Source organism: Pseudomonas sp. H3_E04 (assembly GCF_054668915.1).
This window is the reverse complement of the sequence record NZ_CP162797.1, coordinates 656,643-671,158: the sequence shown is the minus strand read 5'-3', so window position 1 is coordinate 671,158 and position 14,516 is coordinate 656,643. Positions and strand designations below refer to the sequence as shown.

Sequence of the window (14,516 nt, the reverse complement as noted above, 5' to 3'; positions counted from 1 at the left end):
GATGTAATGTCGCCATTGGCTCCCTTCATGGCTCTTGCAGTGACCTGCGCCTGAAGCTTCCCAATGGCGGCCAAGATCGTGTCGGTAGCTGCAACGACCGCCGAAGAAGCAGTGCTCAAGCCTGTCAGCACCGACTGCAACACCCTCGAAGCACTGAAGTATTTGTTAGTTTCCCCTTCAGTCACGACGTCTGTATCCAGCGCCGTCGAGCCTGTGCCACCTTTGACGACCGGCAGGATGTCGTAGTTACCAGTGGTGCCGAGTGCCGCCAGCTTATCGCCGTAGTTGTTGAGGATGGCGCGCACTTGGTCGGACAGATCCTTCTGATATCCCTGTACCGGCATGATCGAGTAGAAGCCGCCGGTCGCTGTTGGGCCTTGGTAATTCGGCGAGATCGACAAAGCGGTATTGCTGGCGATGTTGGTCACCTCATTCCAGCGACCGTCCGGACCGCGAAAGCCGTCGCCGACCTGGCTGTTGGCGATGAACGCAGTGCCTGTGCCGATGACCGCGTTGGAATTTTGGGTGACAGAGACCGTTCCCGTCTTGTACCAGGGCATTGTGTATCTCCAAAAATGAAAGGGTCAGGCCAGCAACTTAGCGCAGAGGAATGGGCGGTGGCCCTGATCGGTCCAGGCGTTTGAGGCGAGGCTGTACATAAGGATTCGACCATTGGCGTAGTCGACGCCGAGCGCGCAGGCGCCGCCCGAAGAGTTGTTATGGCAGGTCATCGTGAGTGGGTTGATCGAAACGTACTCGCCGACACCAAACACCTTGTTGATGCCCCAGATGTAGCGCTGCCCTACGCTGAGCTGCTCCGCGCCGAGATACGTCCAGTTGCCGGCAGCGAATGTCACCACCACCGCCGGCGCGCCGCTGTCATAGCAAAGAACGCCGCTCGGATCTCACAGCCGCAGGCCGTAGGTCGCCGTTCCCATCGAGGCCCAGGCCGCGACAAAATACTGACCGCTGAGCGACTCGTTGACCTTCGACGCGTTCATTGAAAAACCTGTCCAGTTGCCGGCCCACCGGTGAACCAGACCGAATACGGTACTTGGATCAAGCCCGTCTGATGCGGGCGGATGAACACCAGCGGCGGGTTTTGGCTAGTCACCGCCCTCGGGAATGTAGCCGTTGCGGTGGCCACTCCCGAACAAGATCCTCGCGTCAGCATGCAAAGCCGTGGCGCTTCCGAATCGATCTGAACGAAAGCGTTGTCATTGATGCTCTGGAATCCGAAACTCATGTCGCAAACCTTATGGCGTAGGCCTTGGATACGATCCGCGACTGCAGTGTCGAGGCGCTGGATGATGGGTTTTTCGGCCTGACGACCACCTGACCTACCGCTGTAGTCACGAACGGATAAGACCGGATGTTGCCCGACGAGTCGTTCTCCGAAGGCTGCACGTCCTGTGCCCTCGTCGGGATGATCATGAACACGCAATTGGCAGGATTGAAGCCAGGAATATTCAGCGTATAGCTGGGCACTGTCCCGCTGAAGTCAATCACGCCCTGCCAGATCACTTGGTAGGTGAAGCTGTTGGTGTCCATAGCGAGCTGAACGCTCTCGTTAAAGACACGCAGTCCAAATAGCGCCATTGATTACCCCAGATAGCCGAGACGAACACGCAACACCTTGTTGGCGTCGTAGACCGAGACGTTCAGTGAGTTGATCACCAGACGACCCTGCCCAGGAACGATGCCGTTTATTTCAAGCGTGCCGTCTTTGTTCAGGATCCAGCCTTGCTGGCCGGCGATGTAGTTGGAGGAGCTGATGTAGTTGCCGATCTTCGCGTTGGTGATCGAGCCATCCATGATGAACGCCGAGTTCATGAACACCTGGCCGCCGCACTGCAAACGGCACCGCGATCGCGCCGCCGGCAATGGTGTTGACGATGGCGAAGCGGTCGGCGCTGACCAGGAACTGACTTTGCAGCCTGGCCCCGGTGTTTGCCAATGCAGATCGGCACCGGGTTGCCGCTGGCCGTGGTGTTCTTGGCGCTGCCGAAGGCGTAGTACGGTGAGTTTTCGGGGGGATGCGCTTTGCTTCAGTCCCGTCGCTTGCGGGCTGAGAAGTTGCACGACACCACCAATCTTCAGACCAACACCTGCTGAAAAGAGGCTCGGCCCAGCACCGCCCGCGAAGAAAGAAGCCGCGATGAGCACCACCCCAATAATTGTTTGGAGTACTCCGGCGCTTTTGCTCCCCGTAATCACCGGGACGATACGAATTTCCTGTGTGCCACCCAATGAGAAATCCATCTCGTCGACGTTCTTTTTATTACGGAAAATCGCGAAACACATGCCGCGCAGATCTAAATCTTTGATCGCCTGCTCAAATCCATCGAGCGTGCATTTCAAAGCTTTGAAGGCTTCGCTCACTGACTTTGTTCCAAGTTCTCGGTGATGAGTGCGCCCGAACAGTTTTGCCAGGTGACTGTGCTGCGGGATGAGAAATACGGCGCTGACGCTCAGGAGGTGTTCCGGCGCGAGCGGTACATGAAGAACCAATACGGCGCGCCATGCACCAAGCTGCTCAAGCGCAGGCTGCTCGACACCTGGAAGCAGCCAGGTGACGTAATGGTGTTCGGCTATACCGCCGAAGAGGCTGATCGCCTGGCTGACTTCCGCGAGCGCAACCCTGATCGGCCGGTTATTGCACCGCTGATTGATCGCGGCCTGGGCAAGGAAGACTGCAAGGCAATGATCGAGCGCGCCGGTATTGAGCTGCCGCTGATGTACCGCATGGGCTACGACAACGCCAACTGCATCGGCTGCGTGAAGGGTGGCGAAGGTTATTTCCGTGCTATTCGGGAAGATTTTCCGGAGCAATTTGAGGGGCTGTGCCTGATCCAAGATGACTTGGGCGAAGGCTCCTACCTTTTCCGCAACCGAACTACCAACGTGCGGTTTTCCCTTCGCGACCTCGGCGAAGGCCCAGTGCGGCGAAACGAGAAGATCCCGTCCTGCTCGTTTTTTTGCGAGATGGCCGAAGCCGACATCGCAAACAACTCGTAACCCCTCCCCCAACTCAACAGCCTGCCGGTGTACGGCGGGCGAGGAATTCGTATGCGCGAAAAAGTATCCATCCAAGACCTGGAAGGCGCCGACCTGGCTCTGTGGGCTGCCCGGGCCCAAGGCGTCGAAGAAAGGAAGGGAATCAAGCTGTACGCCTCCGGCCCATGCCTTTACCGCGATACAGGCCCCGGCGGTGAACCCTTCCCTTTTCGACCCGATTCGAATCTCGGTGAATCAGCGATTTTGATTCAGGAGATGACGCAGGCAGGAATCTTGACCCTGTTCGGGCACGGCGCGCAGTTCGAGGCCCAGGGATTTGGGCACGTCGGATTTACGGGTGCGCCTTCTGCTGCGCTGACCCGCTGTTACATCGCGTGGAAACTCGGCCAAGACTTCACGGCTACGCCTACTAACTGATCACCACCTTCTGCCGCCACGCGCGGCACGGAGCATCACATGTCAAATCGAAGCGCGGCCCAGGTCGCGCCCATCCTCCCGCGCTTCATTCGCGCCGGTGAGGCATACGGCTACCTCGGCATGTGCCGGGACGAATTCAACAAAACAGTGCGCCCGAACGTCCGCGAATTCCCGATCGGGAAACAGGGTATCGGCTTCGACCGTCTCGAGCTGGACGAGTGGGCCGACCGTTACATCGAGTCGATGGCAATTGAAAAGGCCGCCAATCAGGACAACAATCGCCCTCGCAGCGAGCGCCAGGGCAAGAAGAAAGGAGCAACGCCGTGGCCCAAAAAGCAATCACCGGCCTCCAGCAAATGCCGAACGGCATCTGGAAGATCGACAAAAAGTACAGAGGAGAACGAATTCAAGAGAGTACTGGCACTTGTAACCGCGCCGAAGCAGAGCAGTACCTGATTCACAAGCTGGAGCAGTTGCGCCAGCAGAAGGTGTACGGCGTCCGGCGGGTCAGGACGTGGCGGGAGGCGGCGACTCGCTTCCTGCTGGAAGTGAAGGATCAGGCTTCCATCCACATCTCGGCCACATATATGGAGCAGCTCGACCCGTTCATTGGCGATATGCCGCTGACCCACATCGACGACGATGCCCTCGCGCCTTACATCCAGTCGAAGCTGAATCCAGCGGTAGGCAAGCCAGTCACGAACCGGACAGTGAATATCGCGCTTCAGCGGGTCATCCGTGTGCTGAACCTCTGCGCGCGAAAGTGGCGAGACGAGGAGCGACGGCCGCTGCTGGATGTGGTGCCGATGATTTCCCTGCTGGACGAGAAGACGAACAGCCGAAAGCCCTACCCACTTTCATGGGAAGAGCAGTCGATCCTGTTCGCCGAACTCCCGGCGCACCTTCAGACCATGGCGATGTTCAAGGTCAATACAGGTTGCCGGGAGCAGGAAGTCTGCAAGCTTCAGTGGAATTGGGAGATTGCGGTACCGGAGCTGGGAACGAGCGTGTTCCTGATACCGGCGGGATTTGGGGGAAGGAGCGCCAGGTCTGGCGTGAAGAACCGAGACGAGCGTCTGGTCGTGATGAATGACGTTGCCAAGTCAGTGATCGAGAAGCAGCGCGGCAAGCATCCGCTCTACGTCTTCCCGTTTGGCAAGCCAGATGGTGATGGGAATGAAACGACGGTTCACCGCATGAATGACTCGGCCTGGAAGAAGGCGCGGATTCGAGCGGCAAAGAAGTGGCAGGAGAAATTCTTGCGGCCGGCACATGACGGCTTTGCCAGAATCCGAATTCACGACTTGAAGCACACCTTTGGGAGAAGGCTGCGTGCGGCTGGCGTGACTGAGGAGGACCGCAAAGCGCTGCTCGGCCACAAGAACGGGAGCATCACCAGCCACTACTCGGCAGCGGAGTTGGATCAGCTCATTGCGGCGGCAAATAAGGTATCAGCAACCGACTCGCGCGCACCAGCGCTGACGATTCTGAAAAGGAGGGAAGCATGACTGAAAATGCCAAGGTCACTCGGAAAGTCACTATGGCAGAAACAACAAAGCCGCTCGAAAGCGGCTAAGTCATTGAAAAATATGGTCGGGACGGAGTGATTCGAACACTCGACCCCTAGCACCCCATGCTAGTGCGCTACCGGACTGCGCTACGCCCCGACTGATATTGCATTTCGCTCTTCACCTCGAAGAACGCTCAAGAATATATCGCAAGCTTTTGAAAACTGGAAGTATTCAAACGCTGCTTTTTATTTCTTGAGTACCACCAGGACGTCTTCCAATTCCGCAATCATCTGCCGAATCATCTGTTTGTACTGAGTGGTATCGTCTTTGGCCTCGTCGCCGGACAGGCGCAGACGTGCGCCGCCGATGGTGAAACCCTGATCGTAAAGGAGCGCGCGGATCTGCCGGATCATCAGCACGTCCTGGCGCTGATAATACCGGCGGTTTCCGCGGCGTTTGACGGGGTTGAGCTGAGGAAACTCCTGCTCCCAATAGCGCAGCACGTGTGGCTTTACGGCACACAGCTCGCTGACTTCACCGATGGTGAAGTAGCGTTTGCCCGGGATTACGGGTAGTTCGTCGTTATGACTTGGTTCCAGCATAAGCCTCAACTCGGGCCTTCAACTTCTGCCCTGGACGAAAGGTGACCACACGGCGAGCCGTGATCGGGATTTCTTCCCCCGTTTTCGGGTTGCGGCCAGGCCGCTGGCGTTTGTCCCGAAGGTCGAAATTGCCGAAACCGGACAATTTGACCTGCTCGTTGTCTTCAAGAGCGTGCCTGATTTCCTCGAAAAACAGTTCGACCAATTCCTTGGCTTCCCGCTTGTTCAGGCCCAGCTCTTCATACAGACGTTCCGCCATCTCAGCTTTCGTCAAAGCCCCCATACGTCACTTCCTTAACGTGGCGTTCAACCTTTGTTCGAGCGAGGTGAGGATATTTTGCGTCGTCGAATTCACCTCATCGTCATTAAGAGTGCGCGATGGATGCTGCCAGGTCAAGCCGACTGCAAGGCTTTTTCTATCAGGATCAATACCTTTACCCTGATACACGTCAAACAGCCTGAGCTCTGTGAGCCATTCGCCTGCATTTTCACGGATTACGTCCAGTACAGCCGAGGCCGCGACGTCTTTGTGCGCGATCAGTGCAAGATCACGACGCACTTCAGGAAAGCGCGACAACTCATGGAATTTCGGCATTTTACCGAGTGCCACTTCTGCCAGAACCAGTTCGAAGACGAACACCGGACGATCCAGGCCCAGCGTTTTCGAGAGCTCAGGGTGAATGGCACCGATGAAGCCCACTTCACGACCCTCACGCTCGATGCGCGCGGTCTGACCTGGATGCAGCGCCGGGTGTTTGCCCGGAGCAAAGGTGAACGAATCCAGAGCACCGGCGAAACCCAGCACCGCTTCAACGTCGGCCTTGACGTCGAAGAAGTCAACGGAATCGCGACCCTGCGCCCAGCCTTCCGGCAAGCGACTACCGCAGACAACACCGGACAGCATCGGCTCTTGCTTCAAGCCGTCAAGCTGACCAACGAAGCGCAGGCCGCTCTCGAACAGACGCACACGATCCTGCTGACGATTGAGGTTGTGCTGCAACGCCTTGACCAGACCTGGCCACAGCGACGAGCGCATGGCAGCCATGTCATTGGAAATCGGATTGGCCAGCAACAGCGGCTCGACGCCCGGATTGAACAGTTCGAACTGACGCGGATCGATGAAGCTGTAGGTGATCGCTTCCTGATAACCACGAGCAACCAGCAAACGGCGCAGCTCAGGCAGATCGCTACGCGCTTCGGCCTTGGCTTGCGGGGCCAGACGCGCTTGCGGGTAGCGAACCGGCAGACGGTTGTAACCGTACAAACGAGCCAGCTCTTCGATCAGGTCGACTTCCAGGCTGATATCGAAGCGGTGGCTTGGTACTTCAACACGCCACTGCCCTTCCCCTTCAGCGGTAATGTTCAGACCCAGAGCGCTGAGCAGACGCTCGACCTGTGCCGAATCCATTTCCATGCCGAGCATCTGAGTGATGCGCTGGGCACGCAGGGTGATCGGCGCAATCGACGGCAGATGTTGCTCGCTGACGGTTTCGATAACCGGACCAGCTTCGCCACCAGTGATTTCCAGCAGCAGGCCAGTGGCGCGCTCCATGGCTTCACGGGCCAGCTTCCAGTCAACGCCACGCTCGTAGCGATGCGAAGCGTCGGTGTGCAAGCCGTAAGAACGTGCCTTACCGGCAACAGCGATCTGATCGAAGAACGCAGATTCGAGGAACACATCGCGCGTGGTCGCGGAAACACCGCTGTGCTCGCCACCCATGACGCCGGCGATCGCCAGTGCACGAGTGTGGTCGGCGATGACCAGCGTATCGCTACGCAGGCTGACTTCCTGACCGTCGAGCAGAACCAGCTTCTCGCCCTCTTCAGCCATCCGCACACGAATGCCGCCATTGATTTCGGCGAGATCGAACGCGTGCAGTGGCTGGCCCAGCTCGAGCATCACGTAGTTGGTGATGTCCACCGCAGCGTCGATGCTGCGCACTTCGGCACGACGCAGACGTTCAACCATCCACAGCGGCGTCGGCTTGGACAGGTCGACGTTACGGATAACCCGACCCAGGTAACGTGGGCACGCGGCTGGGGCCAGCACCTCGACCGAGCGCACTTCGTCATGCACCGCTGCAATCGCAGCTACCACAGGACGGGTTACCGGCACGGCGTACAGCGCGCCGACTTCACGAGCCAGGCCGGCCAGGGACAGGCAGTCGCCTCGGTTCGGAGTCAGGTCGACCTCGATGCTGGCGTCTTCCAGATCCAGGTATACACGGAAATCTTTGCCCACCGGCGCATCGGCCGGCAGCTCCATCAGACCGTCGTTGCCCTCACCGACCTGCAGCTCGGCTTGCGAGCACAGCATGCCGTTGGACTCGACGCCACGCAGCTTGGCTTTCTTGATCTTGAAGTCGCCCGGCAGTTCTGCGCCGATCATGGCGAACGGAATCTTCAGGCCCGGGCGCACGTTTGGCGCTCCGCACACGACCTGGAAAGTTTCCGCACCATTGCTGACCTGGCACACGCGCAACTTGTCGGCGTCCGGATGTTGCTCGGTGCTGAGCACCTCACCCACCACGACACCACTGAATACACCGGCGGCCGGCGTAACGCTATCGACCTCAAGACCGGCCATCGACAGACGGGCTACCAGCTCGTCGCGATCTACCTGCGGGCTAACCCAGCCACGCAGCCATTGTTCACTGAATTTCATCCTGCTCTCCTAAGAATTCGTTACGACTAGCGAAATTGCGCGAGGAACCGCAAGTCGTTGTCGAAGAACAGACGCAAGTCGTTCACGCCGTAACGGAGCATGGCCAGACGCTCGACGCCCATGCCGAAGGCAAAGCCGGAGAACTCTTCCGGGTCGATGCCGGACATGCGCAGCACGTTCGGGTGAACCATGCCGCAGCCCATGACTTCCAGCCAGCCTGTCTGCTTGCAGACGCGGCAGCCCTTGCCGCTGCACATCACGCACTCCATGTCGACTTCGGCGGATGGCTCGGTGAACGGGAAGTACGAAGGACGGAAACGTACGGCCAGTTCTTTCTCGAAGAACACCCGCAGGAATTCTTCGATGGTGCCTTTGAGATCGGCAAAATTGATATCGCGATCAACCAGCAGGCCTTCGACCTGGTGGAACATCGGCGAGTGGGTGATATCGGAGTCGCTGCGATACACGCGGCCCGGGCAGACGATGCGGATCGGCGGCTGCTTGGATTCCATGGTGCGGACTTGTACCGGCGAGGTATGGGTGCGCAGCAACATGTTGGCATTGAAATAGAAGGTGTCATGCATCGACCGGGCCGGGTGATGGCCTGGGATGTTGAGCGCTTCAAAGTTGTGGTAGTCGTCCTCGACCTCAGGGCCTTCGGCGATGCCGTAGCCAATGCGGGTGAAGAACTGCTCGACGCGCTCCAGCGTCCGGGTGACCGGATGCAGACCGCCAGAGGTCTGGCCACGGCCCGGCAACGTCACGTCTATGGATTCGGCAGACAGTTTGGCAGCCAGCTCGGCTTCTTCAAACAGGGCCATGCGCGCATTGAGAACGCCTGTAACACGTTCCTTGGCAACGTTGATCAGCGCACCGACTTGCGGACGCTCTTCGGCCGGCAGATTCCCCAGGGTCTTCATCACCTGAGTCAATTCGCCCTTCTTGCCAAGGTATTGAACCCGGATTTGCTCCAGGGCATTGATATCTTCAGCGCTTTGCACAGCCTCTAGTGCTTGAGAGACCAGCGCATCCAGGTTTTCCATGTACAGACTCCAGATACAAAATAGGGGAAGAGCTTGAAGGCTCTTCCCCTATTTATGACGTTTAACACCTGGCCTCACAGAGGTGAGGCCGGGTGACTGTCGGGGGTACTTAAGCCAAGGTGGCTTTAGCTTTCTCGACAATCGCAGCAAACGCCGCTTTTTCGTTCACTGCCAGATCAGCCAGAACCTTGCGGTCGATCTCGATGGACGCTTTTTTCAGGCCAGCGATGAAACGGCTGTAGGACAGACCGTTAACACGAGCACCAGCGTTGATACGAGCGATCCACAGAGCGCGGAACTGACGTTTTTTCTGACGACGGTCACGGTAGGCGTATTGGCCTGCCTTGATTACCGCTTGCTTGGCAACACGGAATACGCGGGAGCGTGCGCCGTAGTAGCCTTTCGCAAGTTTCAGAATTTTTTTGTGACGCTTACGGGCAATGACGCCACGCTTTACACGAGCCATGAGTTACTTCCTCTATTCTTGACTAAATTAACGAAGGCGCAGCATGCGCTCGACTTTTGCCACGTCAGACGGATGCAGCAAGCTGCTACCGCGCAGTTGACGCTTACGCTTGGTCGACATTTTAGTCAGGATGTGGCTCTTGAAAGCGTGCTTGTGCTTGATGCCGTTAGCAGTTTTCAGAAACCGCTTGGCAGCACCACTTTTGGTTTTCATTTTTGGCATGTTCGGATACTCCGCATTCAGTTGATAAACATAATCAGAAGGCCTGCCGTGCCCTGTTGATTACTTCTTCTTTTTCGGGGCGATGACCATGATCAGCTGGCGTCCTTCCATCTTAGGATGCTGTTCGACCGAACCGTACTCGAGCAGGTCTTGTTCAACCCGCTTGAGGAGTTCCATCCCCAGCTCCTGGTGGGCCATCTCACGGCCGCGGAATCGCAAGGATACCTTGGCCCTGTCCCCGTCACTCAGGAAACGTACCAGGTTGCGCAGTTTTACCTGGTAATCCCCTTCCTCCGTCCCTGGACGAAACTTGATTTCTTTAACCTGAATCTGCTTCTGGTTTTTCTTCGCCGCGGCAATCTGCTTCTTCTTCTCGAAGATCGACTTGCCGTAGTCCATCACCCGGCAAACAGGCGGGACTGCGTCTGCGGAAATTTCCACCAGATCAAGCTTTGCTTCTTCAGCGATACGAAGCGCTTCATCAATCGAGACGATGCCAATCTGCTCGCCATCAGCGCCAATTAACCGAACCTCGCGTGCCGAGATATTCTCGTTGATCGGGGCTTTCGGTGCAGCTCGTTTATCTTGTCTCATTTCACGCTTAATAATAATTACTCCGAATCTGGGCGACCACGCCGGGAAACCGCTTGCGCGAGAAACTCAGCGAACTGGGCGACGGGCATCGAGCCCAGGTCAGCACCTTCACGAGTACGCACAGCGACAGTCTGCATCTCGACTTCCTTATCTCCGATAACCAAAAGATAGGGAACCTTGAGCAAAGTATGCTCGCGGATTTTAAAGCCGATCTTTTCATTTCTCAAGTCGGACTTGGCACGAAATCCGCTTTCGTTGAGAGTTTTTTCGACCTCTGCAACAAAATCTGCCTGTTTATCAGTGATATTCATGATCACTGCCTGGGTTGGCGCAAGCCAAGCAGGGAACGCACCTTCGTAGTGCTCGATCAGAATCCCGACGAAACGCTCGAACGAGCCGAGGATCGCGCGGTGCAGCATCACAGGGTGTTTGCGGCTGTTGTCTTCAGAGACGTATTCAGCGCCCAAACGGACAGGCAGGTTAAAATCGAGCTGCAAGGTACCACACTGCCAGACACGACCGAGACAATCTTTCAGCGAGAACTCGATCTTCGGCCCGTAGAAGGCACCCTCGCCCGGCTGCAGATCGTACGGCAGGCCAGCAGAATCAAGGGCTGCAGCCAATGCTGCTTCAGCGCGATCCCAAAGCTCGTCGGAACCGACGCGTTTTTCCGGACGAGTGGACAGTTTCATCTCGACTTCGGTAAAGCCGAAATCGCGATAGACATCCATGGTCAGTTTGATGAACGCGGCGGACTCGGCCTGCATCTGCTCTTCGGTGCAGAAGATGTGCGCGTCGTCCTGAGTGAACGCTCGCACGCGCATGATGCCGTGCAACGCACCCGACGGCTCGTTACGGTGGCAGGCACCGAACTCGGCCAGACGCATGGGCAACTCACGGTAGCTTTTCAGGCCCTGATTGAACACCTGCACGTGGCATGGGCAGTTCATCGGCTTGATGGCGTAGTCGCGGTTCTCCGACTGAGTGGTGAACATGTTGTCAGCGTAGTTGGCCCAGTGCCCGGACTTCTCCCACAGGCTGCGGTCGACGACTTGAGGAGTCTTAATCTCAAGGTAGCCGTTGTCGCGCTGGATCTTGCGCATGTACTGCTCGAGCACCTGGTAAAGCGTCCAGCCGTTCGGGTGCCAGAACACCATGCCCGGGGATTCTTCCTGGGTGTGGAACAGGCCCAGGCGCTTGCCGATCTTGCGGTGATCGCGCTTCTCGGCTTCTTCGATACGCTGGATGTACGCTGCCAACTGTTTCTTGTCTGCCCAGGCGGTGCCGTAGACGCGCTGCAATTGCTCGTTCTTGGCGTCGCCGCGCCAGTAGGCGCCCGACAGTTTGGTCAGCTTGAAGGATTTCAGGAAACGCGTGTTCGGCACGTGCGGACCGCGGCACATGTCGACGTATTCTTCGTGATAGTACAGACCCATGGTCTGCTCGTTCGGCATATCCTCGACCAGGCGCAGCTTGTAGTCTTCACCGCGAGCCTTGAACACTTCGATCACTTCAGCGCGCGGAGTGACTTTCTTGATGACGTCGTAATCTTTCTCGATCAGCTGCTGCATGCGCTGTTCGATAGCCGCCATGTCTTCCGGCGTGAAAGGACGCTCGTAGGCGATGTCGTAGTAGAAGCCTTCGTCGATGACCGGGCCGATGACCATCTTCGCGGTCGGGTACAGCTGTTTGACCGCGTGGCCAACCAGGTGCGCACAAGAGTGGCGAATGATCTCCAGCCCCTCTTCATCCTTTGGCGTAATGATTTGCAGGGTCGCGTCGCTGCTGATGATGTCGCTGGCGTCGACCAGTTGGCCATTGACCTTACCCGCGAGCGTAGCCTTGGCCAGACCTGCACCAATGGATGCGGCGACCTCGGCTACGGAAACCGGGTGATCGAATGAACGTTGACTGCCGTCGGGAAGAGTAATAGTTGGCATGGCGCCTCCTCTCCTAGTGGTGACCCCTACCAAAGGTCACGTGGGTTGGGATGAGCCAGTACAAGATCCGATCCAGGCCATTCAATGACGAACGCCTGCCTTACAGCGGCAGGAGCCTTGCGGCCAACCGGAAAACCGAACCAGAGTGACTGGGATTCAAATCGAAAATAATCGCACGCTGACCGCTTCGGGACGGAAGGTCATCCGAAGCCTGAGAACGCTTGAGCCCGGCATGCTAGCACAGATGAGCGGTCGCTCACGCCCTGATTTGGCAGAAGGCGAAATGTCCGATTTTATGCCAGAGTGCTGAACTTGATCGGCCCTTGCGCCCTCAGATAACAAGACATTGACCCACAAGGAGCATCCTCGCATGCGTCTGAAAAGCTTATTCGCCGTCCTCGCCCCCGTCGTTATGCTGCTGCCACTGGGCGCCTACGCCGACTGGCCAAAAGGCGAGCGCGAGAAGTACATGGCCCAGTGCACTCAGGCTGCGACCCAGCAAATTGGCGCTGCTGCGGCAAAATCCCACTGCGCTTGCGGTGCTGACGCTATCAAGTCCTATCCGGCCAGCGACCTTCAGGCATTGATGGACAACAAGGCGACTCCTGAACTGCAACAGAAAGCCCTCGGGCAGATCGCCAAATGCAAGGCAAATACCGCCCCGAAAAAATAAGAAAACCGGGCATTAACATTGGCTGAAAGGCGGAAAAAAGTGCAGGAAATGAGCCTTTTCAGACGATTTTATGCAGGTTTTACAGGTTTTTTTATCGTCTTTACGTTTCGCTGAAAGCCTTTCAAACCGGGGCTTTCAGCAGAAACGGGTGGTAAAGAAAACACGACTGATTGGCAAACAGCACGTCCGGGGGGCTACCAAAGCGAACATTTCGACTATGATACCCGGGTGTGCCCAGTTGGCCTGAGCAGCACAGTACTACTGAAAATATATGTTTCTTGGAGATACACCATGTCTAATCGCCAAACCGGCACCGTTAAATGGTTCAACGATGAAAAAGGCTTCGGCTTCATCACTCCTCAAGGTGGCGGTGACGACCTGTTCGTACACTTCAAAGCTATCGAATCCGACGGTTTCAAAAGCCTGAAAGAAGGCCAGACCGTCTCTTTCGTGGCTGAGAAAGGCCAAAAGGGTATGCAAGCTGCACAGGTTCGCCCAGAGTAATTTCTTGGCGCACTAAAAAAACCCCGTCCTGGTGACGGGGTTTTTTATGCCTGAAACAAAAGGACTCAGCCGCAGTTGACGCGGGTAACTATCAGATTGTTGTCGGTGTTCAGGTTGAGGCGGTCGGAGCGGTATTCCAGGGTGATCATGTCGTTTGGCTTGAGGAAGCGCGCATTTTGCGCTCCAGCCTTGGCACGCGCCTGATCCAGTAATTCAGGGGATGCCTTCTTGCCGACAGCAAATTGTGCTGCCGATGCTTCGCAGCGGCTGCTTCCTGATTCAGCCGCCACGGGCTCCTTTGCCGACTCGCTGGAGGTTGTGCTGCAACCAGCCAACAGAGCAGCGGCCATAAGTGCACCCAGTGTCGCGAACTTCAAAGGCATGAAGCCTCCTTGTTTTCAAATGTTTAAGCAGAGATCGTGCGACCGCCAATGCGGCGTTTGGTTTCAAGGCTCAAGCCATGCCCTGCCCCACGAACGGAAAAACGCCGAGTGTGCCTGAGCTGCGCGAGGCGACTGAGCAAACAATCGTGACTGAATATTAACGACCTCAGTAAACGTCGATGTAGTCATACGGCGGATTCGGCCAGTTGTCCTTGAGCGCGTTGAAGATCTGCATCACCCAGACTTCATCGCTGGCTGCGACGTTACCCACATAGCCCGAGCCCTTTGCCCAGGTTTCCAGGCGAAACAGCAGCCCCTCGATATCCTGCCCGCCAGTCACGGTGGACAGATAGGCGATGCCATCTCTGCTCACGCGCAACTGGTTGTGTACGTCGTCACTGGCCGAAGCGAGCAATTGGCGCACAGCTTCGAGTGTGAGGCCGTCAGGGGTATTCAGATCGATCTGCACAGCAGGGTC

Annotated in this window: 18 protein-coding genes, 1 tRNA gene and 3 pseudogenes; 6 read left to right on the top strand and 16 right to left on the bottom strand. The window is 57.1% G+C overall.

What is annotated here, in order from left to right; all coding sequences use genetic code 11:
- Positions 1-203: 203 nt before the first annotated feature.
- The 5 genes and pseudogenes from AB4N53_RS03080 to AB4N53_RS03060 form a co-directional block, all read right to left on the bottom strand.
- Positions 204-560 (bottom strand): annotated as a pseudogene (locus tag AB4N53_RS03080) (tail fiber domain-containing protein); the annotation flags it as partial.
- Between the two features lie 24 nt (positions 561-584).
- The gene (locus AB4N53_RS03075) at positions 585-857 is read right to left on the bottom strand and encodes a hypothetical protein (RefSeq protein ID WP_460118025.1); all 273 of its coding nucleotides are present in this window, start codon (positions 855-857) and stop codon (positions 585-587) included.
- A 385-nt stretch (positions 858-1,242) separates the two neighbouring features.
- Entirely contained in the window at positions 1,243-1,599 is a 357-nt protein-coding gene (locus tag AB4N53_RS03070; protein WP_460118022.1) for a hypothetical protein, read from the bottom strand.
- Positions 1,600-1,602: 3 nt separating this feature from the next.
- A pseudogene (locus AB4N53_RS03065) lies at positions 1,603-1,957 on the bottom strand (phage tail tip fiber protein); the annotation flags it as partial.
- Positions 1,944-2,475, bottom strand: a pseudogene (locus AB4N53_RS03060) (tail assembly protein); the annotation flags it as partial. The pseudogenes AB4N53_RS03065 and AB4N53_RS03060, both read right to left, overlap by 14 nt.
- On the opposite strand from AB4N53_RS03060, the gene AB4N53_RS03055 reads away from it, so the two are divergent.
- From AB4N53_RS03055 to AB4N53_RS03040, 4 genes are read left to right on the top strand one after another with little or no spacing between them, the layout of a single operon-like run.
- Positions 2,407-3,018, top strand: coding sequence for a hypothetical protein (locus AB4N53_RS03055; protein ID WP_460118020.1), 612 nt, complete (start codon positions 2,407-2,409; stop codon positions 3,016-3,018). The pseudogene AB4N53_RS03060 and the gene AB4N53_RS03055 sit on opposite strands and share 69 nt — an antisense overlap.
- 51 nt (positions 3,019-3,069) lie before the next feature.
- Positions 3,070-3,435, top strand: coding sequence for a hypothetical protein (locus AB4N53_RS03050; RefSeq protein WP_460118017.1), 366 nt, complete (start codon positions 3,070-3,072; stop codon positions 3,433-3,435).
- A 39-nt stretch (positions 3,436-3,474) separates the two neighbouring features.
- Complete coding sequence (locus tag AB4N53_RS03045; RefSeq protein WP_397478964.1) at positions 3,475-3,891, top strand: hypothetical protein; 417 nt, start codon at positions 3,475-3,477, stop codon at positions 3,889-3,891.
- Positions 3,792-4,943 carry a tyrosine-type recombinase/integrase gene (locus AB4N53_RS03040; protein WP_215731552.1) on the top strand — a complete coding sequence of 384 codons (1,152 nt, stop codon included), beginning with the start codon at positions 3,792-3,794 and terminating at the stop codon, positions 4,941-4,943. Before AB4N53_RS03045 ends, AB4N53_RS03040 begins: the two co-directional genes overlap by 100 nt.
- An 82-nt stretch (positions 4,944-5,025) precedes the next feature.
- Here AB4N53_RS03040 and AB4N53_RS03035 read toward each other — a convergent pair.
- The 9 genes from AB4N53_RS03035 to thrS all read right to left on the bottom strand — a co-directional run bounded on the left by AB4N53_RS03035 (position 5,026) and on the right by thrS (position 12,478).
- Positions 5,026-5,102: transfer RNA gene (locus tag AB4N53_RS03035), tRNA-Pro, on the bottom strand.
- Between the two features lie 89 nt (positions 5,103-5,191).
- Positions 5,192-5,548, bottom strand: a complete 357-nt coding sequence (locus AB4N53_RS03030) for a MerR family transcriptional regulator (RefSeq protein WP_003179985.1) — start codon at positions 5,546-5,548, stop codon at positions 5,192-5,194.
- Positions 5,529-5,831: an integration host factor subunit alpha gene (gene ihfA / locus AB4N53_RS03025; RefSeq protein ID WP_002553164.1), complete on the bottom strand. Its 303-nt coding sequence runs from the start codon at positions 5,829-5,831 to the stop codon at positions 5,529-5,531. Before ihfA ends, AB4N53_RS03030 begins: the two co-directional genes overlap by 20 nt.
- Before the next feature lie 3 nt (positions 5,832-5,834).
- The gene (gene pheT / locus AB4N53_RS03020) at positions 5,835-8,213 is read right to left on the bottom strand and encodes a phenylalanine--tRNA ligase subunit beta (RefSeq protein ID WP_460118013.1); all 2,379 of its coding nucleotides are present in this window, start codon (positions 8,211-8,213) and stop codon (positions 5,835-5,837) included.
- A 26-nt stretch (positions 8,214-8,239) separates the two neighbouring features.
- The gene (gene pheS, locus AB4N53_RS03015) at positions 8,240-9,256 is read right to left on the bottom strand and encodes a phenylalanine--tRNA ligase subunit alpha (RefSeq protein WP_003226365.1); all 1,017 of its coding nucleotides are present in this window, start codon (positions 9,254-9,256) and stop codon (positions 8,240-8,242) included.
- Positions 9,257-9,365: 109 nt separating this feature from the next.
- Complete coding sequence (gene rplT / locus AB4N53_RS03010; protein ID WP_002553161.1) at positions 9,366-9,722, bottom strand: 50S ribosomal protein L20; 357 nt, start codon at positions 9,720-9,722, stop codon at positions 9,366-9,368.
- 27 nt (positions 9,723-9,749) lie between these two features.
- Entirely contained in the window at positions 9,750-9,944 is a 195-nt protein-coding gene (gene rpmI, locus AB4N53_RS03005) for a 50S ribosomal protein L35 (protein WP_002553160.1), read from the bottom strand.
- A gap of 60 nt (positions 9,945-10,004) precedes the next feature.
- Complete coding sequence (infC, locus tag AB4N53_RS03000) at positions 10,005-10,556, bottom strand: translation initiation factor IF-3 (RefSeq protein ID WP_169432615.1); 552 nt, start codon at positions 10,554-10,556, stop codon at positions 10,005-10,007.
- A complete protein-coding gene (gene thrS, locus AB4N53_RS02995; RefSeq protein WP_039762094.1) occupies positions 10,556-12,478 on the bottom strand; it encodes a threonine--tRNA ligase in 1,923 nt (640 codons plus the stop codon). Before thrS ends, infC begins: the two co-directional genes overlap by 1 nt.
- A 370-nt stretch (positions 12,479-12,848) precedes the next feature.
- On the opposite strand from thrS, the gene AB4N53_RS02990 reads away from it, so the two are divergent.
- Together AB4N53_RS02990 and AB4N53_RS02985 are read left to right on the top strand one after the other, a co-directional pair.
- Positions 12,849-13,151 (top strand): hypothetical protein, encoded by a 303-nt coding sequence (locus AB4N53_RS02990; protein WP_460118009.1) that lies wholly within the window; start codon positions 12,849-12,851, stop codon positions 13,149-13,151.
- Between the two features lie 291 nt (positions 13,152-13,442).
- Positions 13,443-13,655 (top strand): cold-shock protein, encoded by a 213-nt coding sequence (locus AB4N53_RS02985; protein WP_003179963.1) that lies wholly within the window; start codon positions 13,443-13,445, stop codon positions 13,653-13,655.
- A gap of 65 nt (positions 13,656-13,720) precedes the next feature.
- Here the strand turns inward: AB4N53_RS02985 and AB4N53_RS02980 are convergent, their stop codons facing one another.
- A complete protein-coding gene (locus AB4N53_RS02980; RefSeq protein WP_460118006.1) occupies positions 13,721-14,038 on the bottom strand; it encodes an I78 family peptidase inhibitor in 318 nt (105 codons plus the stop codon).
- 166 nt (positions 14,039-14,204) lie between these two features.
- Positions 14,205-14,507: a hypothetical protein gene (locus tag AB4N53_RS02975; RefSeq protein ID WP_460118003.1), complete on the bottom strand. Its 303-nt coding sequence runs from the start codon at positions 14,505-14,507 to the stop codon at positions 14,205-14,207.
- Positions 14,508-14,516 lie beyond the last annotated feature (9 nt).

Bases quoted from the DNA above. Each gene is read 5' to 3' on its own strand.
- AB4N53_RS03070 (WP_460118022.1), bottom strand. From the start codon at position 1,599: ATGGCGCTATTTGGACTGCGTGTCTTTAACGAGAGCGTTCAGCTCGCT.
- AB4N53_RS03055 (WP_460118020.1), top strand. From the start codon at position 2,407: ATGAGTGCGCCCGAACAGTTTTGCCAGGTGACTGTGCTGCGGGATGAG.
- AB4N53_RS03050 (WP_460118017.1), top strand. From the start codon at position 3,070: ATGCGCGAAAAAGTATCCATCCAAGACCTGGAAGGCGCCGACCTGGCT.
- AB4N53_RS03045 (WP_397478964.1), top strand. From the start codon at position 3,475: ATGTCAAATCGAAGCGCGGCCCAGGTCGCGCCCATCCTCCCGCGCTTC.
- AB4N53_RS03040 (WP_215731552.1), top strand. From the start codon at position 3,792: ATGCCGAACGGCATCTGGAAGATCGACAAAAAGTACAGAGGAGAACGA.
- AB4N53_RS03030 (WP_003179985.1), bottom strand. From the start codon at position 5,548: ATGCTGGAACCAAGTCATAACGACGAACTACCCGTAATCCCGGGCAAA.
- ihfA (WP_002553164.1), bottom strand. From the start codon at position 5,831: ATGGGGGCTTTGACGAAAGCTGAGATGGCGGAACGTCTGTATGAAGAG.
- pheT (WP_460118013.1), bottom strand. From the start codon at position 8,213: ATGAAATTCAGTGAACAATGGCTGCGTGGCTGGGTTAGCCCGCAGGTA.
- pheS (WP_003226365.1), bottom strand. From the start codon at position 9,256: ATGGAAAACCTGGATGCGCTGGTCTCTCAAGCACTAGAGGCTGTGCAA.
- rplT (WP_002553161.1), bottom strand. From the start codon at position 9,722: ATGGCTCGTGTAAAGCGTGGCGTCATTGCCCGTAAGCGTCACAAAAAA.
- rpmI (WP_002553160.1), bottom strand. From the start codon at position 9,944: ATGCCAAAAATGAAAACCAAAAGTGGTGCTGCCAAGCGGTTTCTGAAA.
- thrS (WP_039762094.1), bottom strand. From the start codon at position 12,478: ATGCCAACTATTACTCTTCCCGACGGCAGTCAACGTTCATTCGATCAC.
- AB4N53_RS02990 (WP_460118009.1), top strand. From the start codon at position 12,849: ATGCGTCTGAAAAGCTTATTCGCCGTCCTCGCCCCCGTCGTTATGCTG.
- AB4N53_RS02985 (WP_003179963.1), top strand. From the start codon at position 13,443: ATGTCTAATCGCCAAACCGGCACCGTTAAATGGTTCAACGATGAAAAA.
- AB4N53_RS02980 (WP_460118006.1), bottom strand. From the start codon at position 14,038: ATGCCTTTGAAGTTCGCGACACTGGGTGCACTTATGGCCGCTGCTCTG.